Source organism: Streptomyces sp. NBC_00659, from assembly GCF_036226925.1.
Classification (GTDB): Bacteria; Actinomycetota; Actinomycetes; order Streptomycetales; family Streptomycetaceae; genus Streptomyces.
Genome location: NZ_CP109031.1, coordinates 481,017 through 507,642, shown reverse-complemented (window position 1 = coordinate 507,642; position 26,626 = coordinate 481,017). Strand labels below are relative to the sequence as shown.

Below are 26,626 nucleotides of genomic sequence, written 5' to 3'. Positions count from 1 at the left end.
CGTGGCAGCGCTGTTACAGCGACATCTCGTACGTCCCGGACAGTGCCTCGACGCGCTGCCAGACCTCTGCCGAACGCGCCTCGTCCACGACCGGACGCCGGACCGCGCCGAGTGCCCAGCCCTGCTGCTGCTCGGTGGCGGAGTCCTTGCCGTGCAGTTCGACGCAGTGCCCGGAGAAGTCACGGACCAGCACGGAGAACAGCTCGTCGAGCACCGACTCGTCCAGGTCCGTCAGACGCGCCTGCTCCAGGATGAGCTGTCCGTGCACCACCAGCGCGAACAACTGCCCCACGGACAGGAGGAAGTCGAGGTCGCGGCCCTGCTTCTCGTCGGGGGCCATGGTGGTGACGAACTCGCACAGGGCGTCGGCCTGTTCGCGGAAGCGGGCGACGTTCGGGACCTCGGCGTACGCGTCGTAGGCGGCGCGCCAGTCGTGGAAGCGAACCGAACCCAGTCCGCGTGCCGGTCCCTGCCGGAACAGGAAGTCGTCGTCGGCCGCGTCGAGACGGGTCGGTACGACGGGGTGGCTGATCGGCTCCAGCAGATGGTTGCGCATGAACTTGAGGATCAGCGCGAGGTTGACGTGGACCGTGCCCTCGAGCTTGGGCAGGCCCCGGATCTCGATGGCGGCCTGCGAGAAGTAGTTGTCCTTCTCGAAGCCCTTGGCGGCGATGACGTCCCACATCAGGTCGATGACCTTCTCGCCCTCCGTGGTCACCTTCATCTTCGTCATCGGGTTGAAGAGAAGGTAACGGCGGTCCTCGGGACCGGCCGAACGGAAGTAGTCGACGGCGCGGTCGCTGAACAGCTTCATGCCGACGAGACGGACGTACGCCTCGGCCAGCTCCCGGCGGACATGCGGGAACGCGGTGACGGGGCGGCCGTAGAGGATCCGGTTGCTCGCGTGGGTGACGGCCTCGTACATCGCGTGCTCGCAGATGCCGATCGAGGCGGTACAGAGGTTGAACTTGCCGACGTTGACGGTGTTGAGGGCGGCGTCGAAGGCGGCGCGTCCGGTGTGCAGGACGTCCTCGGGGGCGACCGGGTAGTCCTCCAGACGGAACTCGCTGACGAACTTGGAGGAGTCGACGACGTTCTTCACCAGGTGGTACGCCGGGTGGCGGCTGTCGGCCGCGAAGAAGACGTATCCGTCCGGGCCCTCGACGTCGGTGCGGCGGCCGAACACGGAGACGAGGCCGGCGGCGTTGCCGTTGCCGATGTAGTACTTGGAGCCGCTGGCCCGGAAGCCGCCGTCGGCCTGGGGCTCCAGCAGCATGTCGGTGGAGTAGATGTCGGCGCCGTGGGCCTTCTCGGACAGACCGAAGGCGAACACCTCGCCCTGGGACAGGAGGTCCGCGGCACGCGTGCGAGCCGTGGCGTTGTCGCTCTGCCAGACCGGGCCGAGACCGAGGATGGTCACCTGCCAGGCGTACCAGTAGTCGAGACCGTAGAACCCGAGAATCTCGTTCAGCGCGGCGATCCGGGCGGTGTCCCAGCGCTGGTCCTCGTCCGTGGCGGCGGAGGCCGGGGTGAGGAAGGTGGCGAACAGGCGCTCCTTGGCGGCGAAGGCGAGGAAGTCACCGAGCCAGGCGCGGGTGCGGTAGTCCTCGATGATCTGGCGCTTGCCGCGCTCCTCGAACCAGTCGACGGTGGCGCGCAGCAGCCGGCGCGTCTCGGGGTCGAAGTGCGCCGGGTCGTAGGTGCGCGGGTTGAACAGCAGCGGAGTGGTGGTCACAGAGGTTCGCCTTCCGAGGGTTGGGAGGTTGGAGATTGCATGACGGGGAGACGGAGGAGCTGGGGTGGGTCAGGCCGACTGCCGCGCGGGGCCGTCCTGAGGGTCGCCGCCCGTGACATCGGTCGTCGTGCCGAGGGTGCGGAGCGTGGCGAGGACGTCGTCGAGCCAGGCGATCGTCATGCGCTCGTACGCGATGCCGCCGCGCAGTACGACGTGCTGGAGCTGCTGACCGGCGTCGAGAGGGGCGGGGGCGTCAGGACCGGTGAAGTCGCGCAGCTCCCCGGCGAGATAGCGCGCGAGCCGGTCACTGTGTATCCGGTGGTGCCGCTCGACCTCGTCGACGAGCGCCGCCGGGTCGTCGAAGGCCGCGCCGCGGATCTTCACCGCGAGATCGTGACGGATGCTCTCTGGTTCGATCGGCTCGTGCAGCCACTCGGAGAGGACGGCACGCCCGGGGCCGGCGACCGAGTACACCTTCTTGTCCGGCCGCCCCTGCTGCGGCACCTCCCGGACGGCGAGCACGCCCTCGCTCTCCATGCGCTTGAGCACGCGGTAGATCTGCTGGTGCGTGGCGGTCCAGAAGTAGCCGATGGACCGCTCGAACCGCCGGGCCAGCTCATAGCCGGACCCCGGCTTTTCCAGCAGGGAGACGAGGATCGCGTGTTCGAGCGCCATACCGCACAGCTTTCTATGCAACTCGTTGCATAGACAAGCGCTGCCGCCCTTGTGAGACACGGCTCACCCGGGCTGCCGCACACACCAAGGCGCCCCACGTGAGATCACGGAGATGTTGCCGGCCTGCCCACGCGAGGAAGCCGGGAAGTTCCTCTGCCGGCCCCGGAGGCCGCGAACTGGTCAGAACCATGGAGTGAAAGGGCCCGTGCTTCTGATCCAGCGGCCCAGCAACCTGACGAGCTGCAGCGAGGTCAGCGGCCACAGAACCGCGAAGCACCAGAGAAGCGCGGTGTTCGACGTGCGGATGCCGACCACCGCGAGGACCACGGAGCACATCAGCATCAGTGCGACCGCGACGGGCAGCCGGCGCCCGCCGGACGGGCGGTGCGGCGCCGGCGCGTGGTCCTGCCGCAGCCCCTTCTCGATCTCCGCCAGCGCGGCACGTTCGCGCGCTGTGAGGCGGAGACCGTCCGCGTGGTCCCTTTCGGTCACGGCGACACACCTCCTGAGCGTTCTTCCACGGCGGCCGGTGGATGCGAGCCCCCGGCGCCGGGGCGGCGGGTCACGTCACGCGAGGGCCGTCCTGCGGTTCCTCGTCCGGTTCGTCCGGCAGACGCACGTCGCCGACGGCGACGTTCACCTCGACGACCTCCAGCCCGGTCATGCGCTCGACGGCGGAGACCACGGCGACGCGCATGTCCGCGATCACGTCCGTGATGGGGTACCCGTACTCGACGACGACGTCGAGATCCACCGCGGTCTGCCGTTCGCCGACCTCGACGCTCACGCCGCGGGTCTGACCGGGACGCCCGGCGGGCACCCGGTCGCGGACGGACCCGAGGGCCCGGGTCATTCCTGTGCCGAGGCCGTGGATGCCGGGCACATCGCGTGCGGATGCCGCCGCGATCTTGGCCACCACGCCGTCGGCGATGGTGGTCCGTCCCTTGCCGCCCGGATCACCGGTGCCGGAGCGCCGGATCCCGGTGGCCTCGCCCGTTTCGTTCCTGGTGGCCGCGGAGCGGGTGGTCAGGTCCGTCATCAGGACCTCCTCGGTCTTCCGTGCGGACACTTCGCGTGACACTCAAGGGGGACGGCCCTTGTCCCTCCGCCATCGTCACACGAATGGCTCAATTCGTGCGATCTGGGGCGAATGGCGCAACATTCGAACCGGGGGCGTCGTCACAGTGCTCGCGCCGCGTAGGCCCGTACATCCGCGTCCGAGTCCGTTGTCGCGGTGGCCGGCGCCGCGCGGGCGTCCTCGGTGGCACGGTGGTGGGTCAGCGCCAGTACGGCGGCCTTGCGTACGTCGGCATTCGGGTCGGTTTCGACGCTCTCTCGTTCAGAGGGGCAGGACGAACGGAGGGTGCGCGCCGTTGAGGAAGTAGTCCCCGATGTCACGGAGCCGGGCACCGACGGGCTCGTACAAGGTGACGGTTCGCGCATTGCGCCAGAAGCGGTCGAAGCCCAGCCGTGAGGACGCGGAGCGGGCGCCGATGACTTCGAGGGCCCGGGTGGTGGACTCCTGTGCGGCCCTGGACGCGGCGGCTTCGGCCATGGTCACGAGAACGGAGATCTCCGCGTACTCGTCGTAGCTCAGGGCTTCGCCGCGTGCCTGTCCGCCCAGTACGGCTTGCACCGCCTGCTCGTTGAGTGCCGAGGCGGAGCGGGTGAGAACGGTGAGTTCTCCGTGCAGGGTCAGGATCCGCGGGTCCGAGGGAGAGCCGACCGGCCAGCCGGGATGCCAGAGCGAGTGGCCTGCCCGGCTGTATTCGCGTACTTCGGTGAGCACTCCCTCGGCGATACCGAGCAGCAACTGGACGGAGAGGAGGCGTCCGACCGGCGAGGTGAAGGCGGTCAGGGGTGACAGGACGTCCTCGTCCGCGGACAGGGATCCCAGGACGTTGCCGGCGGCGACCGGTACAGCGTCGAAATCCACGCTGCCGCCGGCCGCGAGCCGCTGGCCGAAGGATTCCGAGTCGGCGTCGATCCGCACACCGGGATGGGCGGGATCGACGACGACGGCGAAGGGTTCGCCGGTGTCGACCCGCTCGCCCCGTACGGCGAGGCGGTCGGCGACCAGGACCCCCGTGGCGTAGTTCTGCCGACCGTCCAGGACGTAACCGCCGCCTTTCCTGGCCAGCCTCAGAGGCGGTTCCTGGCGGGCGAGACCGCCACCCCAGAGGAAGGGCTTCTTCGTGGAGCGCCGGGCGGTCTCGGTGGCGCGCGCGGAGGCGGCGAAGGACAGCGCGCTCCACGACAGGAAGTAGTGACAGCCGAGCAGTTGACCGATCGCGGCGTCGGCGGCGGAGATCTCCCGGACGACGGCGTAGGCCGTCGCCCAGTCCGCGCCGCCGCCTCCGGCGCCGGCCGGTACGAGCAGCGTCAGCAGTCCCGCCTCGCACAGTCGGGAGACCTCGTCGAAGGGGGTCTTGCCCGCCTGCTCCCTGGCCACCGCGTCCGTGGCCAGGTCTTCCGCCGCCTCGCGGGCCGCACGCAGCCAGTGTGCGTGGCCGGGTCCGGCCGGCTCGAGTCCGGTCCGGTCGGATGCGGCGGCGGGTCCCGGCGGCGCGGTGACAACGTCCATGATGGTGGTTTCCTCAAAGTCGGTGGCAAGGTGCCGTGTCGGGAATCTCTTGCCGGTCGGGGCACGCACTGGTGGTCCAAGCGCCGTACGGTGACGACGCGGCGCCGGTGAGCCGTGCCCGGGTTCGGCTTGGGCGGCATCGCGTGATCGCCCGGGCGGGAGAAGGGGTGGCGGCACGCTCGACGTATGGGTGCCGCGCGCCCTACGCGCTGCAACAGACGGCGCTGGCGACGCGACCGAAGTCGACGTGCCGACGGCGAACCAGTCGCTGCTGCGTGGGGGGCATGTACATCATCCTGCGCATCCTCGGGACGCGCGGTCAATGATTTCCTAGTAAATCAATAGGAAATCAGGGGGAGCGGTCCCACGGGCGGAGAGGCGACCCGATGAGTACCGGCCACGCCCGGTCGTCCGGCATGCGGACCGTAGTTGACGGGAAGCCAGATGCACTGCTGAATGAGTTGCATGAACGCCGAGCATCGCCTGGTCACCCGGGACCACATCGACTTCGGCCGGGTGTGGTCCGCCGCTTGTCGCGCCTGACGCGACAGCGGGCCGTATGAACGGCCCGTCCCCCCTTGGTGATCCTGTCGTGGGCGGATTCCTCCTTCGTGGCATCGTCATACGCGTGCGCTGAGCACACGCTGCACGGATGTCCGGACGGTCCCGCGAGGCCTGTCACGCGCCGCCGTCATCCGGCATGACCCGAGGCACGTGCCCGGTGCCATCAACGACCCGGGTCCCAGCTCTCCGATGCATCGTCAAATTCCGTGCCTCCACGGGGTGTTCAGTCCTGCCTCGCCCCGCTTTCCACGGCACGACCCACAGGACTCGAGAAGGGCCATCTCCCATGCCAGTGGAGTTCCTCGGTATCGCCGCCACTCATGACGGCTCCGAGACCGCCCCGCGCTCCGGTGCCGCTTTCGACAAGGAGTACACGCTCCGGCTCGCGCGGGCCCACGAGGACAACGGCTGGGACCGGGTGTTGTTCGCCTACGGTTCCGGATCGCCGGATCCCGCCCCGGCCGCCGCCTACATCGCGAGCAGACTGGACCGCCTCCAGATCCTGCTCGCCCACCGGCCCAACGTCTCGTACCCGACCTTCGCCGCGAAGACCTTCGCCACCCTCGACCAGATCAGCGAGGGCCGGCTCACCGTGCACTTCATCACCGGCGGCAACGACCACGAACAGGGCCGCGAGGGCGACACCCTGACGAAGGACGAACGGTACGCCCGCACCCGTGAGTACATCCGGATCGTCAAGAAGATCTGGACCACCCACGAGCCGTTCGATCACGAAGGCGAGCACTACCGGTTCCACGATTTCGTGAGCGACGTCTTTCCGGTCCAGCATCCCCGTCCCGGCGTGTCGTTCGGTGGCTCGTCGCCCGCCGCGTATGCCGCTGGAGGCGCCGAGGCCGACATCTTCTGCCTGTGGGGCGAGCCCCTGGAGAAGACCGCCGAGCAGATCGAGTCCGTGAAGGCCGCCGCGAAGGCCGCGGGCCGCACCGAAGCGCCCCGTATCCAGGCGGCGTTCCGCCCGATCATCGCCCCGACCGAGGAACTGGCCTGGGAGAAGGCCCACCGCACCGTCGGCGCGATCAAGGCCCGCAAGGAGAAGGGCGAGTTGCTCACCAGACGGCACAACGGCCATGGCCAGCCACAGAACTCCGGGTCACAGCGGCTGATCGCCATCGCCGAGGCGGGCGAGCGGTACGACCGCGCCCTGTGGACCCCGACCGCCGCCGCGACGGGGGGCGCGGGCAACTCCAACGCCCTGGTCGGAACCCCGGAGACGGTCGCCCGGGCGCTGCTCGACTACTACGACCTGGGCGTCGACATTCTCTCCGCCCGCGGCTACGACCTGCTCGACGACGCGATCGACTTCGGCCGGTACGTGATCCCGATCGTCCGCGAGGAGGTCGCCAAGCGCGACGCCGAGCGAGCGACGCGTGGCACGCAGAATCTCGCGGCGGTACATGGCTGACGCCCCACGCACGACGCCCCTCGCCTGCCGACGCGCGCCTGGCGGTCGAGGGGTGGGAGGGGCGCTGTTCACGCTGCTCCGACCGTCGCCGACAGGACGGAATCACCCACGCCGATCGTCGCCACGACATGCCTCGTCCGGTGCGATCGGGTACGGAGGCGGAGCCGGGCCTGTCCGACCGAACGTCCGGCTCCGGCGAGCGGACTCAGCGGACCGGCTCCGGGACCGTCAACGAGGCCGGACGCCAGCCCAGTTCGGGTGCGATCAGCTGCCGTGTGTCGTGCAGGATCTGTTCGTACTCCTCCCGGTGGAACTCGTACGGCAGCTCCAGGCGCAGCTCCGAGACCTGCGCCAGGACCGGGTCGGCGGCCAGCTGCTCGAGGATCTGTTCGGCCGTGCCCACCACGTCGGGGGCGAACAGGGTCCGCTTCGGGCCCTGAGGTGTCAGGGTACGGGCGCGGCGGCCGGCCGCGTAGGCACGGTAACGGGCCCGGCCGGCCGTGTCGGCGCCGTCGAAGGGCACGATCACCCGGCCCAGGGCCACCCGTGCCGGACGCTCCACACCCTGCTGGGACAGCGCTCGTCGGTACTCGGCCAGCAGATTGAGCTGGGCCGTGGTGAAGTCGTCGGTGCCCTCACCGGAGACGATGTTGCCGGACAGCAGGTTCAGGCCGTTCTCCGCTGCCCAGCGGACCGAGCGCAGGCTCCCGCCGCCGTACCAGATGCGGTGCGCCAGACCGGGATCGTGCGGTTGCAGACGGGGACGCTGCACGTTGCCCGGCGAGTGGATGACCGCGTCGGGACCGCCGAGATGGTCGCCGCGCAGGTTGTCGAGGACACGGGCGATCCTGCCGTACGAGAGGTCGAAACCGCGCCAGTCCCCGTCGTACACCAGGTCTCCGAGCAGCTCGGCGTGCGGCATGCCGGTGCTGAAGCCGATCTGGAGCCGGCCCCGGGACAATACGTCGGCCAGTGCCAGATCCTCGGCGAGGCGGAAAGGACTCTCGTAGCCGATCGGTATGACGGCGGTGCCGAGCTCGATCCGCTCGGTGCGCTGGCCCGCCGCGGCGAGGAACACAGCCGCCGAGGACACACCGTGTTCGAGGTGCCGCTGCCTGATCCAGGCACCGTCGAAGCCCGACCGTTCGCCGTACTCGAACAGCCGGAGCGTCTCCTCAAGGCCGGTGTACGGGTCGTCGTCGGCGAAGTTGCCCGGGGTGAGAAACGCAAGGGACGTGATGGTGGGAGTGGTCATGTGAGGCCCGTCCTCAGCTCGTGATGGGCTCGGCGGCGGGGGAGGGGACCCGGCCGCCGGGGATCGCCGCGAGCAGCTCGCGGGTGTAGGCGTGGCGGGGACGGGTGAAGAGCTCCTCCGGAGGACCCGCCTCCACGACGCGGCCGGCCCGCATCACCGCGACCTGGTGCGCGATCTGGCGTACGACGGCCAGGTCATGAGAGATGAAGAGGTAGGCCACCCCCGTGCCGGCCTGCAACTCGGCCAGCAACTCCAGCACTTGGGCCTGCACCGAGACGTCGAGCGCGGACACCGGCTCGTCGCACACCACCAGGTCGGGGGAGAGGGCGAGCGCACGGGCGATCGCCACGCGCTGACGCTGCCCGCCGGACAGCTCCGCCGGCCGGCGTTCGAGCATGGCCGTAGGAAGCGCCACCCGGTCGAGCAGTTCGCGGGCCCGCGCCAGCCGCGAGGCACGGTCGCCGACCTTGAAGGCACGCAGCGGCTCGGTGATCACCTCACCGATGGAGAAACGCGGATCGAGGGACGCGTACGGGTTCTGGTAGACGAGTTGGGCACGGCGGCGCAGCACCCTGGCACGGGCACCCCCGGCGGTGGTGACGTCGACGCCGTCGAACAGGACCTGCCCGGAGGTCGCGTCGGCCAGCCGGAGCACCAGCCGGGCGGTGGTGGACTTGCCCGAGCCCGACTCACCCACCAGGGCGAGGGTCTGCCCGTGATGGACGGCGAAGCTGACGTCGTCGACCGCGCGCAGGGTCCGGGGCCCGTCCGCGGTGCGAGGCAGCCGGAACTCCTTGACCAGGTTGCGCACTTCCACCAGAGGAACCGTGTCCGCCGTGGCCACGGGCGCGGACGGGCGGCGGCGAGCCGTCGTCATACTCGGGGCGCTCGCCAGCAGGTGCCGGGTGTACGCGTCCTGGGGATCGGCGAGGACGTCACGGGTGGCTCCCGCCTCCACCACCCGGCCCTGCGCCATGACCACCAGCCGCTGCGCCCGTTCGGCGGCGACCCCGAGGTCGTGCGTCACCAGCAGGATCGCCGTGCCCGACTCCTCGGCCAGGCGCTGGAGATGGTCGAGGATGACCCGCTGCACGGTGACGTCGAGCGCGCTGGTCGGCTCGTCGGCGATGATCAGCTCGGGTCGCGCGGCGATCGCGACGGCGATCAAGGCGCGTTGCCGCATGCCCCCGGAGAGTTCGTGCGGGTACTGCCGGGCCCGGACGGCGGCGTCGGGCAGCCCGGCCCGGTCCAGAACGGCGAGCGCCTCGACGGCGGCCGAGCGCCGGTTCGCCAGTCCGTGGATGCGCAGCACCTCCGCGACCTGTTCGCCGATCCGCTTGACCGGGTTGAGCGACACGGTCGGGTCCTGCGGCACCAGCCCGATCCGTGCCCCCCGTACGGTGCGCAGTTCCGCCTCCGACAGCGTGGCCAGGTCGTGCCGGCCGAAGCGCACCGAGCCCGCGTCGATGACGCCGTTGTCCGGGAGGAGGCGGGTGATCGCGTGCGCGGTCGTGCTCTTGCCGGAGCCGGACTCACCGACCACCGCGGTCACCTGTCCCGGCCATACGTCGAGATCCACGCCCCGGACGGCCGCCACGCCGCCACCGCCGCGGGTGCGGTACGAGACGGACAGGCCGCGGATCTCCAGCAGTGGTGTGGTCATGTCCTCACCGTTCTCGGCTTCGTCGGTCATCGCTGCCGGGACCATTCGCCGTCCAGCGCCCTCGCGACGCGGTTGGTGGCCAGTACGGTCGCGGCGATCGCCAGTCCGGGCAGCGCGGTCAGCCACCAGGCGTTGGCCAGGTAGTTGCGGCCCTCGGAGATCAACGTGCCCCACTCCGGGGCCGGCGGGGGAGCGCCGTACCCGAGGAAGCTCAGCGCCGACACGGCCAGGATGGAGGCGCCGAAGTCGAGCGTGGCCAGGACGATCACCGGGCCCGCGGCGTTGGGCAGCACATGCCGGCCCAGCACCGAGTACCAGCGGGCCCCGCAGGAGCGCGACGCCTCGACGAACACCGCCTGACGCACCCGGAGCACCTCGGCGCGGGCGACCCGGGCGAAGGAGGCGACACTGGCGATGCCGACCGCGACGGCCACCTTCACCGTCCCGTATCCCAGCGCGGTCACCAGGGCCAGCGACAGGAACAGCGCGGGGATGGCGAGCAGGACGTCGACGAAGCGCATCAGCACGTCGTCCACCCAGCGGCCGACGAACCCGGCGACCACGCCGAGCAGGCCGCCCACCACGAACGCCACGAGCACCGCGATCAGTGTGGCCTTCAGGGACAGCTGTGCGCCGTGCACCACCCGGGAGAACACATCGCGCCCCAGCTCGTCCGTGCCGAACCAGTGCGCGCCGCTCGGGCCCCGGAAGTTCTGCGCCGGTACCCCTGTCAGCGGATCGCGAGAAGTGAACAGCTGCGGCCGGAACGAGGCCAGCACCACCAGCACGAGGACGCCGATCGACAGCAGCAGACCGGGGCGGCGCAGCAGGAACCGCAGCACCCGCCGTACGCGGACGCGGCGCCCTGGTGCGGGATCCTGCGGTGGTCCCACCGGCCGAACGAGACCGAGCGCGGCCTCGGCGGGGTCGTCGACAAGACTCTGGCTCATGCGATGCGTGCCCTTCTCTCCGAGGCCACCACGATTCGGGGGTCGAGCAGCGGATAGACCAGGTCGACGACGAGGTTCGTCGTCACGAAGATCAGTGCGCCGAACGCCACCACCCCCTGGACCACCGGGATGTCCTGGGCCGTGACGGCCGCCGCGGTCACGCGGCCCAGGCCGTCACGGGAGAACACCGTCTCGACGACGACCGAACCGGCGATCAGCTGCCCCACCAGCAGTCCGGCGACCGTCAGCGCCGGCAGGGACGCGTTGCGCAGCGCGTGCCGCAGATGGACCCGCCAGCGGCCCGCGCCTTTCGCGCGGGCGGTTTCCACATACGGCTGGTCGAGCGCGGTGAGCAGACTCTTGGCCAGCACCTGCGCGATCAGAGCGCCGGTCGGGACCGCGAGGGTCAGCGCCGGCAGCACCAGCCCCTTCAGCCCGTCGTTGCCGAACGCGGGGAACCAGCGCAGCCGGAAGGAGAACGCCTCGACCAGCAGGAGCCCCACCCAGAACGTCGGGACGGACACTCCCAGCGGCGGCAGCGACAGCAGCAGCTGCCGCAGCCAGCGCCGTGTGGTGTACGTGGCCGTCACCGCCAGCCCGCCGCCGAGGACCACCGCGAACAGCAGTGCCGAAGCCGTCAGTTGGAGGGTCTGGGGCAGCGCGTCGGCCAGTGTCGAGGCGACCGGGCGGCCGGTGGCGACCGAGTTGCCGAAGTCCCCGCGCACCGCGCGGCCGAGGTACTCGGCGTACTGCGTGAGCACCGGCTTGTCGAAGCCGTACTCGTGCCGCAGGGCGGCGATCTGCCGGGGATCGACCTGCCCCGAGTCCATTCCGGCACCGGCCATCGCGGTGACCGGGTCGCCCGGCAGGTAGTCCAGCACCAGGAACGACACGGTGTACGCCGCCCACAGCACCCCGACCGCCTGCGCGAGCCGTTTGAGTACATAGCCGCGCACGGGTCAGCCGATCCAGGTGTCGTGCAACTGGATCCGGCTGGAGGCGTCGAAGGCGAGGCTGTGCACCTTCGTGGACAGGCCCAGCTGGGTCTGCAGTTCCACCACCGGCACGTTGTAGGCGTCGCGCACGATCGACCGCTGTGCCTGGGTCACGAGTTTGCTGCGCCCTTCCGGGTCGGTGGTCGCGGCCTGCGCGGACAGGGTCCTGTCCAGGCCGCTCGCCGGCACGCGGTAGAAGTTGGCCAGCTTCGTGGAGAAGGAGCTGCGCAGGATGTCGGGGTCGGCGCGGGTGATGTTCCCCCATGTCGCGTCGAATTCGCCCGACTGCTGTGTCGGTGTCAGCTGGGTGAGCTGGAGCTGCTTGAGGGTCACCTGAACCCCCACAGCCTTCAGTTGCTGCTGTATCAACTCCAACGCGGGTTGGTTCGTGGCCGCGTTGGGAACCCAGTCGATGGTCAGGTTCAGCTTCTTGCCGTCCTTGGTGCGCGTGCCGTCGCCGCCCGCCTTCCAACCGGCTTCGTCCAGCAGGGACTTCGCCTTGGCCGCGTCGAAGGCGAGATCCGGGGCGAGGTTGGTGTAGTCGGGCGTGGTGTGTGCGAGGACGCTGGTCGCTGCCCGGGTGCCGGTGGGGAAGACGGTGTCGGCGATCTGCTTGCGGTCGACGGCGGCCAGGATCGCCCGGCGGACCCTGGCGTCCTTCAGGAGGGGCCGCGCGTTGTTGAAGCCGAGCCCGAAGACGATGCCGGGGTTGGCCCGCCTCTGGAGGGTGACCTGGCCGCCCTTGAGCGCCGCCTCGTCGGCCCGGCCCACACTGCCGATCGCGTCCACCTGGCCGGAGCGGAGACTGCCGGCGCGCACGCCCGCTTCCGGCACGACCTTGAACACGAGCTTGTCCAGGTACGCCTCGCCCTTCTTGTTCCACCGTGAGGAGCCCCAGGCGTAGCCGCGGCGCTTGGCCAGGGTGACCGACTGGTTCTGTACGTACTGCTTGAGTACGAAGGGTCCGGATCCGATGACCCCGTCGCTGCACTTCTGCTGCGGTGACCTCTTCGCGCTCGCCGACGACTCGATCCCCAGGGAATGTGTCGAAGTCGCCTGCAGGAACTGGGCGTTGGGCTGTTCGAAGGTGACCTTGACGGTGAGCGGGTCGACCACCGTGGTGCTCTTGACGCCGCTCAGGTAGCCCTCGGCCAGGGTTCCCAGGACACCGAGATGGGGCACCGCGTCGAAGTTGTCCTTGACCACCTGGGCGGTCAGCGGGGACCCGTCGCTGAAGGTGACACCCGAGCGCAGGTGGAAGGTGAAGGCGGTCGCGTCGGCACTGATGTCCCAGCTCTTCGCCAGCCACGGCACGATCTTGCCGGTCCTGGGGTCCTGGTCCGTCAGGGAGTCCACGACCTGGCGCACCGAGTAGATGGTGTCGTTGCTGCCGACCTGCTGGGGATCCACACAGCCGGCGTCCGATCCCACGGCGAAGGTCAGGGTTCCGCCGGAACGCGGCTTGCCGTCACCGGCGCCGGAGCCGCCGGTGCCCGACCCGCAGGCGGTCAGCAGCACGCTGGTGGTGAGAAGGGCGGTGAGCGCCGCCCATCGGGGAGATCTGAAGTCCGGAAGTGCTCTCACGGAGGGTTCTCCTCATGGTGTCGCCAGGCACGGGACACCGCGCGGGGCACGGCCACGCACAGGGGTGCGGGCCCGGTCGGCGCGGTGCCGTGACGGGGGGAATGCCCTGCGGACAGGGGCCAGGCGGAAGGTGGATCCGAAGGATCAGGAGGAAGCGGGACCCGGGCGGGGACACATACCCCGATCGCTGGTCACGGACGGGGACCCTCGGCGGGCAGGCCCGTCAGCGCTCCGCTGCGGAAAGGGCCGTCAGGCCTGACAGAAGCAGCTGGTCGAGCGCTTCAGATCGATGTGGCGTCGGCGCGCCAGCCGGGAGAACACCATGGCGACGGAGAAGGAGGCACGAGGGTCACCACTGTGTCGCATAACGGTCCTCCCCCCATCTCCGGCCCCGGTCATGGGGCCACGCGCTTGCGCGGATCGTCGCTGATCCCGCCGGGCTTTCACCTGGAGCACCCCACCGCGCGGGAGGGTTGCCGGTCAGCAAGCCAGGGCTTGACGCTGACACTCGATGCCGTTCGTGATCGTACGGAGCGGTTCTGACGTACGTCAATGGCGGCACCGGACTCCGCCGGAGAGCACGGGCCGACCGCCGTCATGTCGGGGACACGGGGTCGGCCGCGGTCGTGTCGGGGACACGGGCCGGCCGCCGTCACGGCGGGGGAGAGCCGGCGTTCAGGAATTGACACCTTCGCGCCGGCCCGCCGGTCAGGTGCGGGACCGGCGAGTCGCGGCCGCCACGCCAACCGACTTGCCTGGACGCCTGGTTCACCGGCACGGATGCCCCGTTGACGCCCTCCGCCCCGTGTGCTTTCATCCCGCCATGCCGATGTCGGAGCCACTGACCCGCCGCCGCGCCGTGGACCTCGTCCGCGTCGCCGCCACGCTGTGTCGGACGACCGGCTGATCACGCGCTTCCGCGAACTTCCGCTCCGGACAAGCCGGTCGAGCATGCAACGACCGCCCGCGCGTATGCCCGCGCCGACTTGTGCCGAGCCTCTCGTTCTTCTCGCCCCGTTATGACGAGGACCCGCCATGCCTTCGCCCGCCCCCGCCGGCCGCCGCTACGAAACCGAGTACGACCGCCGCAGGCTGCGCCAGTGGCTCGCTGGTGAGGCCAGAGCCGAGGGGGTCACCCGCCGTCGGCTGCTCACCCTGCTCACCGCTGCCGCCGCCGGAACCGCACTCGGCACCCCGGGGCCCGCCCACGCCGCCGACACACCGATCGTCAAGCCGCTGCCCGCCGAGTGGTTCATCGCGCGTGGCACCAACGCCGAGACCCGATGGGAGGCGCTGCGCGGAACCGGCCACCACACCCCCAACGACCTGTTCTTCGTGCGCAACCACACCGCCACACCCGTCCTGAACGCCGACGACTGGCGGCTGCGGCTGTGGGGGAGCGGGTTGCGCGGCAACCACGGCGAGGACCGTCCGGTGGAGTTCGGTTACGACGATCTGCGCGCACTGCCGGCCGTCACCCGGACAGCGTTCGTGGAATGCGCCGGGAACGGCCGCTCCTACTACACGACGCAACAGGGGGAGACGGTCACCGGCACCGCGTGGACCCTGGGAGCGATCGGCGTCGCACGCTGGCGCGGAGTGCGGCTGGGCGACGTGCTGCGCAGGGCAGGGCTGTCCCCGCGCGCCGTGGACGTGCAGCCGCGCGGTCTGGACGCCGAGTACGTCAGCGGCGGCGAGAGCCTGGGGCGGGTACGACGTCCGCTGCCGCTGGCCAAGGCCCTGGACGACGTCCTGCTCGCGTACGAGATGAACGGCGAGTCGCTTCCGTACGACCACGGCTATCCGGTGCGGGTGTTGGTGCCCTCCTGGGTGGGGATCGCGTCGATCAAGTGGGTCGGCGACATCGAGGTGTCCGCACAGCCGCTCTACTCGCCCTGGAACACCACCTTCTACCGGCTGTTCGGCCCCGCCTATCCCGAGGGCGGGAGTGCTCCGCTGACCCGGCAGGCCACGAAGAGCGCCTTCGAGCTGGCGAGCGGGGCCACGTTCACGGCCGGAAGCAGGCACGTCCTGCACGGGCGGTCATGGTCGGGGGCGGGAGGCGTCGCCAAGGTCGACGTCAGTACGGACGGCGGTGCCAACTGGCGGCCCGCGCGGCTGCACGACCGGCCCCGGGCCGGCACCTGGACCCGGTGGTCCCTCGATTGGCGGCCCGACACACCCGGCGCCACCCAGCTGCTGGCGCGCGCCACGGACACAGCCGACCGGACCCAGCCGGACACCGCCGTACCGAACACACAGGGATACCTGTTCGGCGCGGTGGTACGGCATCCGGTCAGCGTGGTGTGACAGACGGCGGTCCCGGACGGAGCCGGTGGCGCCGAAGGCCAGGGCGAGAGCGTCCCCGCTCTACCGCCCCCACCGCCCACGCCCCGCACCGTCAGGTGACCCGGCGGACAGGAACGTCGGCACCCCGCCGTCCTGTCACCCCGACCCGTGGGGCAGCACGGGCAGTGCGGCCAGACGGCGGTGCAGATAGCCGCCGCCCCAGGCCAGCTCGTTGAGCGGCACCGCCGGCTCCAGCCGTTGCCAGCGGCCGAGGATGACGGTCAGGGCCACCGTGAGCTCCAGGCGGGCCAGCGCCGATCCGGGACAGTAGTGCGGGCCCAGACCGAACGTCAGATGACGGCCGGCGGTGCTGCGGTCCGGGTCCAGCGTGCCGGGGTCGGCATGGCAGCGCGGGTCGTGGTTGGCCGCCGCCACGGAGAGCAGGACTCCGCTGCCCGCCGGAATGACCGTGTCCCCGAACCGGACGTCCTCCAGCGCCACCCTCTTGGTGCTGAAAGGGCCCGGGGTGTCCCAGCGCAGCAACTCGTCCACCGCGCGCGGAATCCGCGACGGCTCCTCCCGCAGGGAGTCCTGTACGTCGTGGTGGCCCAGCAGCGCCACCACGCTCATGCCGATCGCCTGCACCGTGCTGTCGAAGCCGGCCAGCAGCAGCATCGCCAGGAGGGAGGCGACCTCGTCCTCGGTCGCGCCGCCCTGCTGGCGCCAGGCCGCGAGGACGCGCGAGACGACGTCGTCACCCGGAGCGGCCGCGCGGCGGGCCATCTCGCCGCGGACGAACGCGTCGATATGAGCCACGCTCTCCTCGACGGTGCGAGCGGAGCAGCCCGTCTTGTCCGCGAGGAGCGCCACCGGTGCGTACAGCGCGGCCCGCTCCTCCTCACGCACCTCGAACACCTCGCACAGCGACCGGAACGCGAACGGGCGCGCGAAGGCGTCCATCAGCTCCAGCGGCCCCTGCCCCCGCGCCGCGTCCGCCGCGTCGAGCAGTTCACCGGCGGCTTCCTCGATGCGCTCCCGGTGGGCGGCCATGCGTGCCGGGGTGAGGGCCGGGGTCGCCAGACGGCGGATCCGCGTGTGGTCCGGCGGATCGTAGTTGACCAGCGTCACGTCCAGCGCGCGTCGGCGCACGCCGGGGTCGGGAACGTGGCCGCCGCTCAAGGACAGGCGGGGATCCAGGAACCCGGCCCGCACATCCTCGGCACGGGTCACCAGCCAGGCCGGCCGTCCGGCGGGCGTCCTGATCCGGGCCACGGGACACGTCTCCCGGATCTCGGCCAGCGTCTCCTCCGGACGGGCCAGGAATCCGGCCCCGAGCGGCTCCGGCAGCCGCTGCCGTCCTGTTGCCGCGGGCTGGGCGGACGGCGCGGGCCGGGGGGACGGCGCGGCCGTGACGACGGGCTCGGTGTCCATACGGAGGCGTCCTCTCGCGGTCGCGGAGCGTGCGGCGGCCACCGTAGGAACGGCCGGTTGCCCGCCGGTTCGCGACCGGTGCGATTCCGGTATGCGGCCGACGCGGCGCCACCTCGCCGACGCGGCGCCACCTCGTCGGCGACACCCCCGAGATGCCATCGCCCCGCCCCAGTAGCGGGAGCGACCGTCCGAACCCCGGATCAGCCCCACGGCCGTCTCCGTCGCGGTTCCGGCCGGCCGCCATGGGCTGAGCCCACGCGCCCACCAGGGGTTTCACCAGGGGCCAACCGGCGGTGAACCGGTGTCGAACCCCCTCCTCCTAGCTTCCTGCCGGTCGGCGCACCGCTGCCGTCCGTCGTCCCGAACGCCCGTCGTATGGAGGACCATCATGGCCGAGAACGTCGAGCCCAACGAGGAGACCACCGAGACGCCCGCGGAGGAGACTCCCGAGGTCGTCGCGCACGCCGCGTCGAACGTCGCCTGGTGCGGGGTGCACCAGGAGTCCGCCGTCGACGAGCCCGAAGTGGTCGCGCACGCCGCGTCGAACGTCGCCTGGTGTGGCGTGCACCAGGAGTCCGCCGTCGACGAGCCCGAGGTGATCGCCCACTCCGAGGAGGGCGAGGACACCCCCTGGTGCGGCGTCCACCAGGAGCACAACGCCTGATCGGCTCACCCCCGGCGCGGTCCTCCCGGTCGCGGTGGCGCCTGACACCGCCGCGACCGGGCCGCGCCCGCCCTCCAACTCCCGCCCCCGCTCCGGAGGTTGCCGTGCCCGGTACGCAGTCCGTCGCCGTCCCCGCCGCCGGGGCCCGTCTGATCCAGGCCGGCAGGGGGTGGTGGTTCCTGGGCGCCGGCGGATACGCACTGATGCGTCCCGGCCAGATTGAGCCCGACGGCACCCTGCGGCCCTCCGCCGAACGCTATCTCCGCGAGGCGGGCCTGTACGACGTAAAGCCGTACAACTCGTACTCGCTGACCGTACTGACCAGCACGGACTGCAACCTCGGCTGCGGCTACTGCTTCCAGAACACCGCCCAGGACCCCAAGGGAGGAAGCCGGCCGCCCCGCATCCAGCACGCCCGGCTGACCCCCGAAGCCGTCGGGCAGGTCCTGGACTTCACCCGCGAGCGCATGGCGGCGGCCGGCATGGACAAGCTGTCGCTGCTGCTCTTCGGCGGCGAGCCGCTGCTCAACCCGCGAGGCTGCCGCGACCTGCTGACCAGGGCCGGGGAACTCGGCGCCCTCACCGCGTCGATGACGTCCAACGGCACCCTGCTCACCCCGCTGATCGCCAAGGAGCTCAATGCGGCGGGCCTCGGCTCGGTACAGGTGACCTTCGACGGCGACCGGGCCGACCACGACGCCATCCGGGTACGCCGCTCCGGAGGCGGCACCTTCGACGTCATCGTCTCCAACATCGCGCGCGCCATCGAGAAGACGTCCCTGCGCTGGATGCTGCGGGTCAACGTCTCGCACCTGAACAGCCACGGCGTCGACGAACTGGTCGAACGGCTCGGCGCACAGCTCGATCCGGCCCGCTGCGGCATCCACTTCGCCCGCGTCGGCGACGTCGGCGTCGGCTACGCGAACAACCTGCTGCACGAGAACGGCCTCGTCGACGACTTCGTCCGCTGGAACGCCCGCGCACTGGAACTCGGTTTCACGGTGGCCCGTCCGCGCGCCCATGTCCCCTGCCAGGCCTGCTCCTTCGCCGACGGCCGTTACGGCGCGGTCGTCAACGCCGATGGGGTCCTGGCCAGTTGCTGGGAGACCGCGGGCAAGCCCGGCATGGAGGTCGGCACCATCACCGACGGCTATCTCGATGCCGAGCAGACGAAGGGCCGTTGGGTCAGCTGCCACGACCACTACCAGTACGACGAGGAAGCCGCCGTCCGCGCCGTCTTCCAGGACCGGGTCGACGCCGGAGTCCTGGACAGCCTCCACGCCGTCGGGCGGCTGGGATGAAGAGCGCCGGCATCCTGCGCACCAACGCCGACTTCCGCCGCTACTGGCTCAGTTCGACGCTGTCCACCCTCGGCTCGCAGCTGTCGTTGCTCGCCTTCCCGCTGCTCGTCCTGTCCATTGGTGGCAGCGCGGCCCAAGCCGGTACGGTCGCGACCTTTTCGCTGGTGACCCGGACCCTGCTGCGCCTGCCGGCGGGCCACCTGGCCGACCGGTTCGACCGGCGGATGATCATGGTCGGGACCGATCTGGTACGACTCGTGGCGCTGGCCAGCATTCCCCTGGTGTCGGCGCTGGGAGACCTCGGGCAGGTACACCTCCTCGGCGTCGCCGTGGTCGAGGGCGCGGCCACCGCGCTCTTCGCACCCGCGGCCACGATCGCCGTGCGCGACGTGGTGCCGGAGAAGGACCTCACCGACGCGCTGAGCCGCAGCCAGGCTGCCATGGCGACGAGCTCGCTCATCGGCCCGTTCCTCGGCGGCTGGCTGTACACGATGGACCCGATGCTGCCGTTCGCCGCCGACGCCTTCTCCTACGGGGTGTCCGCCGTGCTGCTGCTGCGGATCGCCACCAAACCTCCCCGAGACGTCGCCGCGACCGACCGCGACGACCGGCTCACGGCCGGGCTGCGCTGGCTGACGCACCAACGCGCGCTTCTGGCGGCGCTGTTGTTCGCCGCGGGCATCAACGTCGTCTCGGCGGCGGCGCAGACGACCATGGTCGTCTCCCTGCGGCAGAGCGGCGCCGCGGGGACGGCGATCGGAGCGGTGATGGCCTGCGCGGGCATCGGGGCGATGCTGGGCGCCGCCGCGGCGCCATGGCTGATGAAGAGGATCCCCGCCGCCCGTCTGTTCCTGCTCATCGGCGCCGTGTGGGCGATCGGCCTCGCCGTCTTCTCCGGGACCACGCACCCCTGGACGATCGGCCCCGTGCTGGTCGTGGTCGTCTTCTTCAGCCCGCCCGCGGGTATCGTCGTGGGCCGCGCGATGCTGGTGCTCGCACCACGGGACCTGCTCGGCAGGGTCAGCACCGCGACCGGACTGCTCATGGCCGGTCTCGCCTCCCTCGGACCGCTCCTGGCCGGCTCCTTCGTGGACTCCCTGGGGGCGAGCCACACCTGGCTGGCACTCGCCGGAACCGCGGCGGTCGTCACGGTGGTGTCCTCCGTGCCCCTGCTGCGCGAGACCAGCCTCGACGCCGTGACGGACGACGCGAAGAAGACCGGCCTCGATGCCGTGGAGGACAAGGCGAAGAGGACCGGCCCCGATGCCATGGAGGACAAGGCGAGGAAGACCGGCCCCGACGCCGACGCCCCATACGCGATCAGGTCCGGCCTCGACGCCGTCGCCACCGACGCGATCAGGTCCGACCTCGACGCCGTGGCGGCCGACGCGAGAAGTGCCCGTCCCGCCGGTCTCCCGGACGCGCCCGAGCCCGTGGACACCATCGCTTCCTCCGGCTTCCTGAACACTCCGGCCCTCGCGGGCACGAGCCGTGCCGAGCGGCCGGCGGTCGAGGCGCACGGCGAACCGGCCCCGGCCGACGGCTCCGGGCCCGAGGACCCGTCTCCGGCGTCCCCCGCGCAACGCCCCGGCGCCGGTGACGCCTGAGCCCGTCCCCCTCACGCGACCGACGTGATCCGTTCTCCCTGGAGCGCCGCGATGACCCAGTCCCCGCCCCGCGACGCCAGGTCGGCGCCCGCCCCGTACACCTACCCGCCCGCCCCGCGCAGCGGACCGGAGGAGATCATCCACGGAGTGCGGGTGGCCGACCCCTACCGCTGGCTGGAGGATCCGCAGGACCCAGCCACCGCCGCGTGGTGCGCCGCCCAGGATCTGCTCTACGCCGAGGAGGAGGTCCGCTGGCCGGCCCGGGATGCGTTGCTCGTGCGGATGACCGCCCTGCTCGCCGCAGGAGGCGCCCGTCCGCCGGTGGCGCGCGGCGGGCGGGAGTTCCACCTGCGCAGGGAACCCGGGCGCGAACTCGCCGTGCTGGCCGTGCGCGAGGCCGGCCGGACGCGGATCCTGCTCGACCCGCTGGACACCGATCCGTCCGGTACGACGGTCCTCGACGCCTGGGAACCCTCCTGGGAGGGCGACCTCGTCGCCGTCCAGCTGTCCTCGGGCGGTACGGAGCACTCGATGCTGCGTGTGCTCGACACGGCGACGGGCCGGACGCTCGACGGGCCCGTGGACCGGGTCCGCCGTTCCCCCGTGGCATGGCTGCCGGGCGGCCGGGCCTTCTACTACGTACGCCGCCTCCCGTCCGGGCACCCGGCCGCCGGGGCGGGGCCCTGCCGCCGCGTGTATCTGCACCAGGTCGGCACACCGGCCGACCAGGACGCGGAGATCTTCGGGGCCGGACGGTCGGACACCCAGTACTACACCGTGGCCACCGCCCCCGACGGCCGGCTCCTGGCCGTCGGCGCCAGCGAGGGCACCTCCCCGCGCACCGATCTCTGGACCGCAGACCTGACCGGGACCGGTCCCCACCGGCCCGACCTGCGCCGCCTCCAGCACGGCACCGACGGCCACACCGCGGTCCGCCTCAGGCCGGGCGGGGGACCGCTGCTGCTGAGGACCACCGCCGGCGCGCCGCGCGGCCGGATCGCCGCAGCGTCTCCCGGCGCCACGGATCCGCGCCGGTGGCGCACCCTGGTCCCCGAGCAACCCGGCACCGTACTCCAGGACTTCGCGGTCCTGGACGGCCCGGCGCTGGACCGGACCCTGCTGGCGGTCGTACGAACCCGGCACGCCGTCGGCGAGTTGACCCTGCACGACGCCCGGACCGGCGCCCGTACCGGGACCGTACCCCTGCCCGGACGAGGGACGATCACCTCCTTGACCGCACGTCAAAAGCCTGGCCACGAACTCTGGTTCGCGTACACCGACCACGTCACGCCCACCGTCGTCCTGTACTACGACGCCGCCGCCGAACGCCTGAGCCCCTGGCCCGGCCACTTCCCGGCGGTGGCCCCCGTCGAAGGCGTGAACGTCACCCAGGAGGTCCTGCGCTCCCGCGACGGCACCGAGGTGCGCATGTTCGTGATGTCCCCCACGGGCCGCCCCGACAGACCCCGCCCCGCCGTCCTCACCGGTTACGGCGGCTTCGGCGCCTCGATGACCCCCGGCTTCACCCCCCAGGCCGTGCCCTGGGTGCGCGCGGGCGGCGTGTACGCGGTGGCCTGCGTGCGAGGCGGGGGAGAGGAGGGGGAGGAGTGGCACCGCGCCGGGCGCCGCGAGCACAAGCTCAACACCTTCGACGACTTCGACGCCGCGGCGGACCATCTGCTCCGTGACGGATGGGCCGCGCCCGGCCGGCTCGGCGTCCTCGGCAGCTCCAACGGCGGCCTGCTGGCCGCCGCCGCGCTCACCCGCCGTCCGGAGACCTACGCGGCCGTCGTCTGCGCGGCACCCCTGCTCGACATGGTGCGCTACGAACTGTCGGGGATGGGGGCGAGCTGGCGCGACGAGTACGGAAGCGCCGCGGACCCCGCTCAGTTCGCCCGGCTCCTGTCGTACTCGCCCTACCACCAGGTCCGCGAGGGCGCGCGCTACCCGGCCGTACTGCTGGCCGTCTTCGACGGCGACACACGCGTCGACCCCGCGCACGCACGCAAGATGTGCGCCGCCCTGCAACGGGCCGGTACCGGGGACGCGCCGGTCGTGCTGCGCACCGAGCACGGCGTCGGACACGGCGCGCGTGCCGCCTCGCGCAGCGCCCGCCTCTACGCGGACGTCATGGCCTTCTTCGCCCACCATCTGGGCCTTCCACTGTCGGGGGACGCCTGACATGAACGTGCTGCTGTGCCCGCTCAACGACCCGGGCTACCTGTACCCCGCCCTCGCGGTCGGCCGCGAACTGCGCCGCCGCGCCCATACGGTGCACGTCCTCGCCGGGCCGCGAGCCGCTCCGCCTGCGACCGCGGCGGGTCTGGAGGTGTCCGCCGTCACCGACGCCACAGCCCTGTCGGTGGCCCAATGGACGGTCCGTGCCCCCGAGCAGCACACCGAGGTGGCGCGGGCGGTGCGGCGGTTGCGGCCCGACGTCCTGGTCACCTCCGTGCTCTGCCACGGCGCGCTCGTGGCCGCCGAGGCCGTCGGCCTGCCGGTCGTGGTGCTCGGACTGGCGGCACACCTGTGGCCCTACCGCGACGGCGGTGCCGGGCCGGCGGACGCGCACGACCGCGCGTGGCGGCTCACGGAGACCCTGAAGCACTACCGAGCGGTACGAGAGGCGGCCGGCCTCGCCCCACGGCACGACCGCTTCCCCGACACCCCGCTGCTCGGCACCACCTTCCTGCTGCGCGGCCACCCCGTTCTGGAACCGGCCGACGCCGAACTGCCCCCGGCCGTACGGCATGTCGGTCCCTGCTGGTGGGAGCCTGAGCCTTCGTCCACCGAACCGCTGCCGGATTCCAAACCCCTGGCCTACGTCCATCTCGGCCGGACCTTCGGCGGCGCTTCCCTCTGGCCGCGGCTCAACGCGGCCTTCACCGCGGGCACTTACCGGGCCGTCGTGGAACTGGGACGGTCGGGTGCGCCCGAGGCCGCCGCCGACGCCGACCTGATCGTCGGCCGCCGCCCCTGGATGGGCCCACTCGTCGACCGGGCCGACCTCGTACTGACGAACGCGACCTCCGCCCCCGTACTCGCCGCCCTCCTGCGCGGCAAGCCGCTGCTCGTCGCCCCCAACGGGTCCGAGCAGCAGGTCCTCGCCGCCGGCTGCCTGCGCGCCGGCGTCGCCCGCAGGCTGCCGGAGCCGGGTGCTTCCGCCGCGGAACTGCGGGCCGCGGTCGAGGCGACAGCGCGCGATCCCCGACTGAGGGCGCGCGCCGAGGAGATCGGCGGCCTGCTCGCCGAGGGCAAGAGCGAAACCCGCGCAGCCGACGCCGTGGAATCGGCGGCACACTGATTTCCCTGAGGCTGCTCCGGAAGTCCTTTGGCTTGAGCTTTGACATCGATCTCAAGATCGTTACTGCTGTGGTGCAGTTGTGCAGCTCAGCGCCTTGGTGGCCGGGTTCTCGCATAGCTACGGCCGACAGACATGTACCGGAGAGCGACGGCCCGTCTGGGCTTACCGCGGTACATGCGTGCAGCTCGACGGTGACAACACGGCCGTCCCTGCTGGAACGGCCCAGACCGCTGATCAAGACGGATGGCTACAGGCGCCACCTGGCCGCAGCCAGACGAGAAAAGGGCCGACACCGTTGTCGGTGCCGGATGACACCATCCGGCCATGAGTGATGAGTCTTTCAACTGGCACGAGTTCCTGGGACGGTGGCAGGAGGAGTGGGTTCCGCGCGCGGACGAGGACGGCGAGCATTCCCGTGTCCGCCCCGGCAGGCCAGGGGCGGACGAGGCGGCGATCGCTGCGGCCGAGGAGCGGCTGGGTCGGCGGCTGCCGCCCTCGTACCGGGAGTTCCTGGCCGTGAGCGACGGGTGGCACGTGGACCAGACGGCCGGGGTCTATCAGCTCGGCGGCGCCGCGGACATCGACTGGTTCCAGGATCCGTTCGACATGACCTCGCTGTACGAGGAGAACCTGGGCGACGACCCGCGCGAGGAGGACATCCTGCTGGCCGGGATGTGGCAACGGGCGCTACGGCTGGAGACGGACTCCGACATGTCGTACGCCCTGCTCGACCCGGGCGACAGTGACCAGGACGGTGAGTGGGCGCTCTACCTCTACAAGGGCTGGGGCGGTGAACTGCCAGACCGCTAACCGTCGTTCTGCGCGTACATGGAGGCCATGTACCGCAGCTTCCACTCGGACCGGGTGGAGCGGCCCGACTTCGTGAACACGACCACGCGCGCCCAGGATGTCCATGTGGAGGAGGCCCGCCTGCTGGCCCTGCGCGGACGGTACGAGGAGGCCCTGCCCCTGCTCGAGGAAGCGCTGTCCTTCGGACGGCCACGCAGCGCCGTCCTCCTGAACCAGCTCCGGCATCTGCTGGCTCCGTGCAGCTCCCGGGACTACGGCAACCTGGTGGCCGACCCGCGCTACCTGCCCGAGCTTCTGCCCGTGCATGCCATGGCGCCAGCGCGCGGCGAACGGCGGCCGGGCGGGGATGACCACTGGCTCGGGATGATGACCGCCCGCGGGGCCGCCCGGAAGACCGTCGAGGCCGTACTGAGCACGATGCGGGACGGCACCCATCACTACACGCCTCCCGGTCCATGGGGCCGGGCCGTCGCCGAGGCCCGGGAATCAGCCCGCTGGGGGGCGACCGACGCCGCGTGGCGGGTGCTGCGGGACGCGCTCCCGCTGTGGGAGGCTCCCGGGCCCTTGCTGATCGCCCCGATCGGCCTGCTCGCCGATCCGGTCCTGGGTCCGCTGGTCACCCCGGAGCGTGGGCGGGAAATCCTCGCGACACCGCGGGCCGGGGAGCGGGGTCCCGCTCCCGAGCCGGTGCCCGACCTCGACCCGCCGGGACTCGCCTGGTTGGCAGAGCCTGCGGCGAGCCGGCGGCCGCTCGACGGATACCGCTGTGTCTGGGTGGAGGGGATCGATCCCGCCCGACTTCCCGCCCTGATCGGGGAGGAGGGCACCCGACTGAGCGCGCCCACGGATCAGCGTGAGGCGTCCTGGCGGGCACCCCGGCCTCGCGAGCGGGAGGGCGTGGAACTCTGGGAGGACCGGGCCGTGGTCGCCGTCGGCCGTACCGCCGAAGGGTGGGTCTTCGCCTTCGACGGCCACCCCCACCACCTGAACAAGCTGTTCCTGTCCCCCGCTCCGGCTGCCTCCTCGTCCGGCCGCGCGGTGGTGGTGTGGCGTGAGCCGAGGGGCTCGTCGCCGGGTGACCACCCGGCCGCGTTCCACCTGTCGGTGGCCGAACAGGGCGAGGAGCTCTACGCGTTCACCGTGCGGGGTACGGAGATCCAGCGCTCCGGCGCAATACCCGAGGCGCTGGACCCCGCACGGCTGTTCCACCCGCAGGACACCGAACTGGACAACGAGTTGCGTGTGCTGGAGGCCCTGCACACCGAGCTCGGGCTCTCGCTCCCCCGCTTCGCGCTGACCCAAGGCAGACTTCGCACCTTCACCACCCGGTCCTGGACCCGGGCGCCACGCGCGGGCGAAGGGTTCGTTTATGCCGGCTTCGTGCGCCACCGGCCCTGAGCGGGTGCGGGCCCGCACCCCTGCGGAAGGCGGCCCGCCCGGGACGACCGGCTGTGGTCTCAGCCCAGGTCAATCGCGCGGGCGCTTGCTGCGCCGACCCCTGCCGTCCGGACTCCGGGCGCGTGTGGAGGATGTAGTCGTCGACAGCGGGGCAAGGTGGCAGGGGATCGCGGAATTGCTCACTCAGCGAGCTCTGGAGTTGGCTCGTGAAGCGGGAGTGAGGACTGTGGATCTCACCTCCCGTCCGGACAGTGAGGCAGCGAATCGGCTCTATGAACGGCTCGGTTTCACGGCGCGCGACTCGACGGTCTTCCGGTTCGCGATGGGTGACACGCGGGTGTGGTGTGCGCAGACGGCGGGCTGTCCTCGCCCTGGACCTGCGGGGGCGATCTGA

At 71.5% G+C, this 26,626-nt stretch carries 18 protein-coding genes, 2 pseudogenes and 1 riboswitch; of the genes and pseudogenes, 9 read left to right on the top strand and 11 right to left on the bottom strand.

Translation table 11 applies throughout. The features are described 5' to 3' along the window. Positions 1–13: 13 nt before the first annotated feature. The 5 genes from OG410_RS02015 to OG410_RS01995 form a co-directional block, all read right to left on the bottom strand. Entirely contained in the window at positions 14–1,735 is a 1,722-nt protein-coding gene (locus OG410_RS02015) for an acyl-CoA dehydrogenase family protein (RefSeq protein WP_329297471.1), read from the bottom strand. 69 nt (positions 1,736–1,804) lie between these two features. After that, positions 1,805–2,410 carry a PadR family transcriptional regulator gene (locus tag OG410_RS02010; RefSeq protein ID WP_329297470.1) on the bottom strand — a complete coding sequence of 202 codons (606 nt, stop codon included), beginning with the start codon at positions 2,408–2,410 and terminating at the stop codon, positions 1,805–1,807. A 180-nt stretch (positions 2,411–2,590) separates the two neighbouring features. Beyond that, a complete protein-coding gene (locus OG410_RS02005) occupies positions 2,591–2,902 on the bottom strand; it encodes a DUF3040 domain-containing protein (protein WP_329297469.1) in 312 nt (103 codons plus the stop codon). A 70-nt stretch (positions 2,903–2,972) separates the two neighbouring features. Continuing rightward, entirely contained in the window at positions 2,973–3,449 is a 477-nt protein-coding gene (locus tag OG410_RS02000; RefSeq protein WP_329297468.1) for an Asp23/Gls24 family envelope stress response protein, read from the bottom strand. Between the two features lie 300 nt (positions 3,450–3,749). Next, complete coding sequence (locus OG410_RS01995; RefSeq protein WP_329297467.1) at positions 3,750–4,994, bottom strand: acyl-CoA dehydrogenase family protein; 1,245 nt, start codon at positions 4,992–4,994, stop codon at positions 3,750–3,752. Positions 4,995–5,844: 850 nt separating this feature from the next. Here OG410_RS01995 and OG410_RS01990 point away from each other — a divergent pair. After that, a complete protein-coding gene (locus OG410_RS01990) occupies positions 5,845–6,981 on the top strand; it encodes an LLM class flavin-dependent oxidoreductase (RefSeq protein WP_329297466.1) in 1,137 nt (378 codons plus the stop codon). Between the two features lie 205 nt (positions 6,982–7,186). On the opposite strand, the gene OG410_RS01985 is transcribed toward OG410_RS01990, so the two are convergent. From OG410_RS01985 to OG410_RS01965, 5 genes are read right to left on the bottom strand one after another with little or no spacing between them, the layout of a single operon-like run. Then, a complete protein-coding gene (locus OG410_RS01985; RefSeq protein WP_329297465.1) occupies positions 7,187–8,236 on the bottom strand; it encodes an LLM class flavin-dependent oxidoreductase in 1,050 nt (349 codons plus the stop codon). Between the two features lie 13 nt (positions 8,237–8,249). After that, positions 8,250–9,929: an ABC transporter ATP-binding protein gene (locus OG410_RS01980; protein ID WP_329297464.1), complete on the bottom strand. Its 1,680-nt coding sequence runs from the start codon at positions 9,927–9,929 to the stop codon at positions 8,250–8,252. Further along, positions 9,926–10,849 (bottom strand): ABC transporter permease, encoded by a 924-nt coding sequence (locus OG410_RS01975; protein ID WP_329297463.1) that lies wholly within the window; start codon positions 10,847–10,849, stop codon positions 9,926–9,928. Before OG410_RS01975 ends, OG410_RS01980 begins: the two co-directional genes overlap by 4 nt. Continuing rightward, positions 10,846–11,805, bottom strand: coding sequence for an ABC transporter permease (locus tag OG410_RS01970; protein ID WP_329297462.1), 960 nt, complete (start codon positions 11,803–11,805; stop codon positions 10,846–10,848). Before OG410_RS01970 ends, OG410_RS01975 begins: the two co-directional genes overlap by 4 nt. 3 nt (positions 11,806–11,808) lie before the next feature. Beyond that, a complete protein-coding gene (locus OG410_RS01965; RefSeq protein WP_329297461.1) occupies positions 11,809–13,428 on the bottom strand; it encodes an ABC transporter substrate-binding protein in 1,620 nt (539 codons plus the stop codon). 402 nt (positions 13,429–13,830) lie between these two features. Continuing rightward, positions 13,831–13,944: riboswitch (SAM riboswitch) on the bottom strand. A gap of 519 nt (positions 13,945–14,463) precedes the next feature. Here OG410_RS01965 and OG410_RS01960 point away from each other — a divergent pair. Further along, entirely contained in the window at positions 14,464–15,738 is a 1,275-nt protein-coding gene (locus OG410_RS01960) for a sulfite oxidase (protein WP_329297460.1), read from the top strand. A 135-nt stretch (positions 15,739–15,873) separates the two neighbouring features. On the opposite strand, the gene OG410_RS01955 is transcribed toward OG410_RS01960, so the two are convergent. Then, positions 15,874–17,148: a cytochrome P450 gene (locus tag OG410_RS01955; RefSeq protein WP_329297459.1), complete on the bottom strand. Its 1,275-nt coding sequence runs from the start codon at positions 17,146–17,148 to the stop codon at positions 15,874–15,876. A 388-nt stretch (positions 17,149–17,536) separates the two neighbouring features. Here OG410_RS01955 and OG410_RS01950 point away from each other — a divergent pair, with 388 nt between their 5' ends. The 7 genes and pseudogenes from OG410_RS01950 to OG410_RS01920 all read left to right on the top strand — a co-directional run. Further along, positions 17,537–17,812, top strand: a complete 276-nt coding sequence (locus OG410_RS01950) for a hypothetical protein (RefSeq protein ID WP_326790209.1) — start codon at positions 17,537–17,539, stop codon at positions 17,810–17,812. Positions 17,813–17,916: 104 nt separating this feature from the next. After that, positions 17,917–19,113, top strand: coding sequence for a radical SAM protein (locus OG410_RS01945; protein ID WP_329297458.1), 1,197 nt, complete (start codon positions 17,917–17,919; stop codon positions 19,111–19,113). Continuing rightward, the gene (locus OG410_RS01940; RefSeq protein ID WP_329297457.1) at positions 19,110–20,720 is read left to right on the top strand and encodes an MFS transporter; all 1,611 of its coding nucleotides are present in this window, start codon (positions 19,110–19,112) and stop codon (positions 20,718–20,720) included. The genes OG410_RS01945 and OG410_RS01940 overlap by 4 nt, the downstream gene beginning before the upstream one ends. A gap of 51 nt (positions 20,721–20,771) precedes the next feature. Then, positions 20,772–22,901, top strand: coding sequence for a prolyl oligopeptidase family serine peptidase (locus tag OG410_RS01935; RefSeq protein ID WP_329297456.1), 2,130 nt, complete (start codon positions 20,772–20,774; stop codon positions 22,899–22,901). A gap of 1 nt (position 22,902) precedes the next feature. Continuing rightward, complete coding sequence (locus OG410_RS01930; RefSeq protein ID WP_329297455.1) at positions 22,903–24,024, top strand: glycosyltransferase; 1,122 nt, start codon at positions 22,903–22,905, stop codon at positions 24,022–24,024. A 324-nt stretch (positions 24,025–24,348) separates the two neighbouring features. Next, a pseudogene (locus OG410_RS01925) lies at positions 24,349–26,232 on the top strand (SMI1/KNR4 family protein). An 85-nt stretch (positions 26,233–26,317) separates the two neighbouring features. Then, a pseudogene (locus OG410_RS01920) lies at positions 26,318–26,626 on the top strand (GNAT family N-acetyltransferase); the annotation flags it as partial.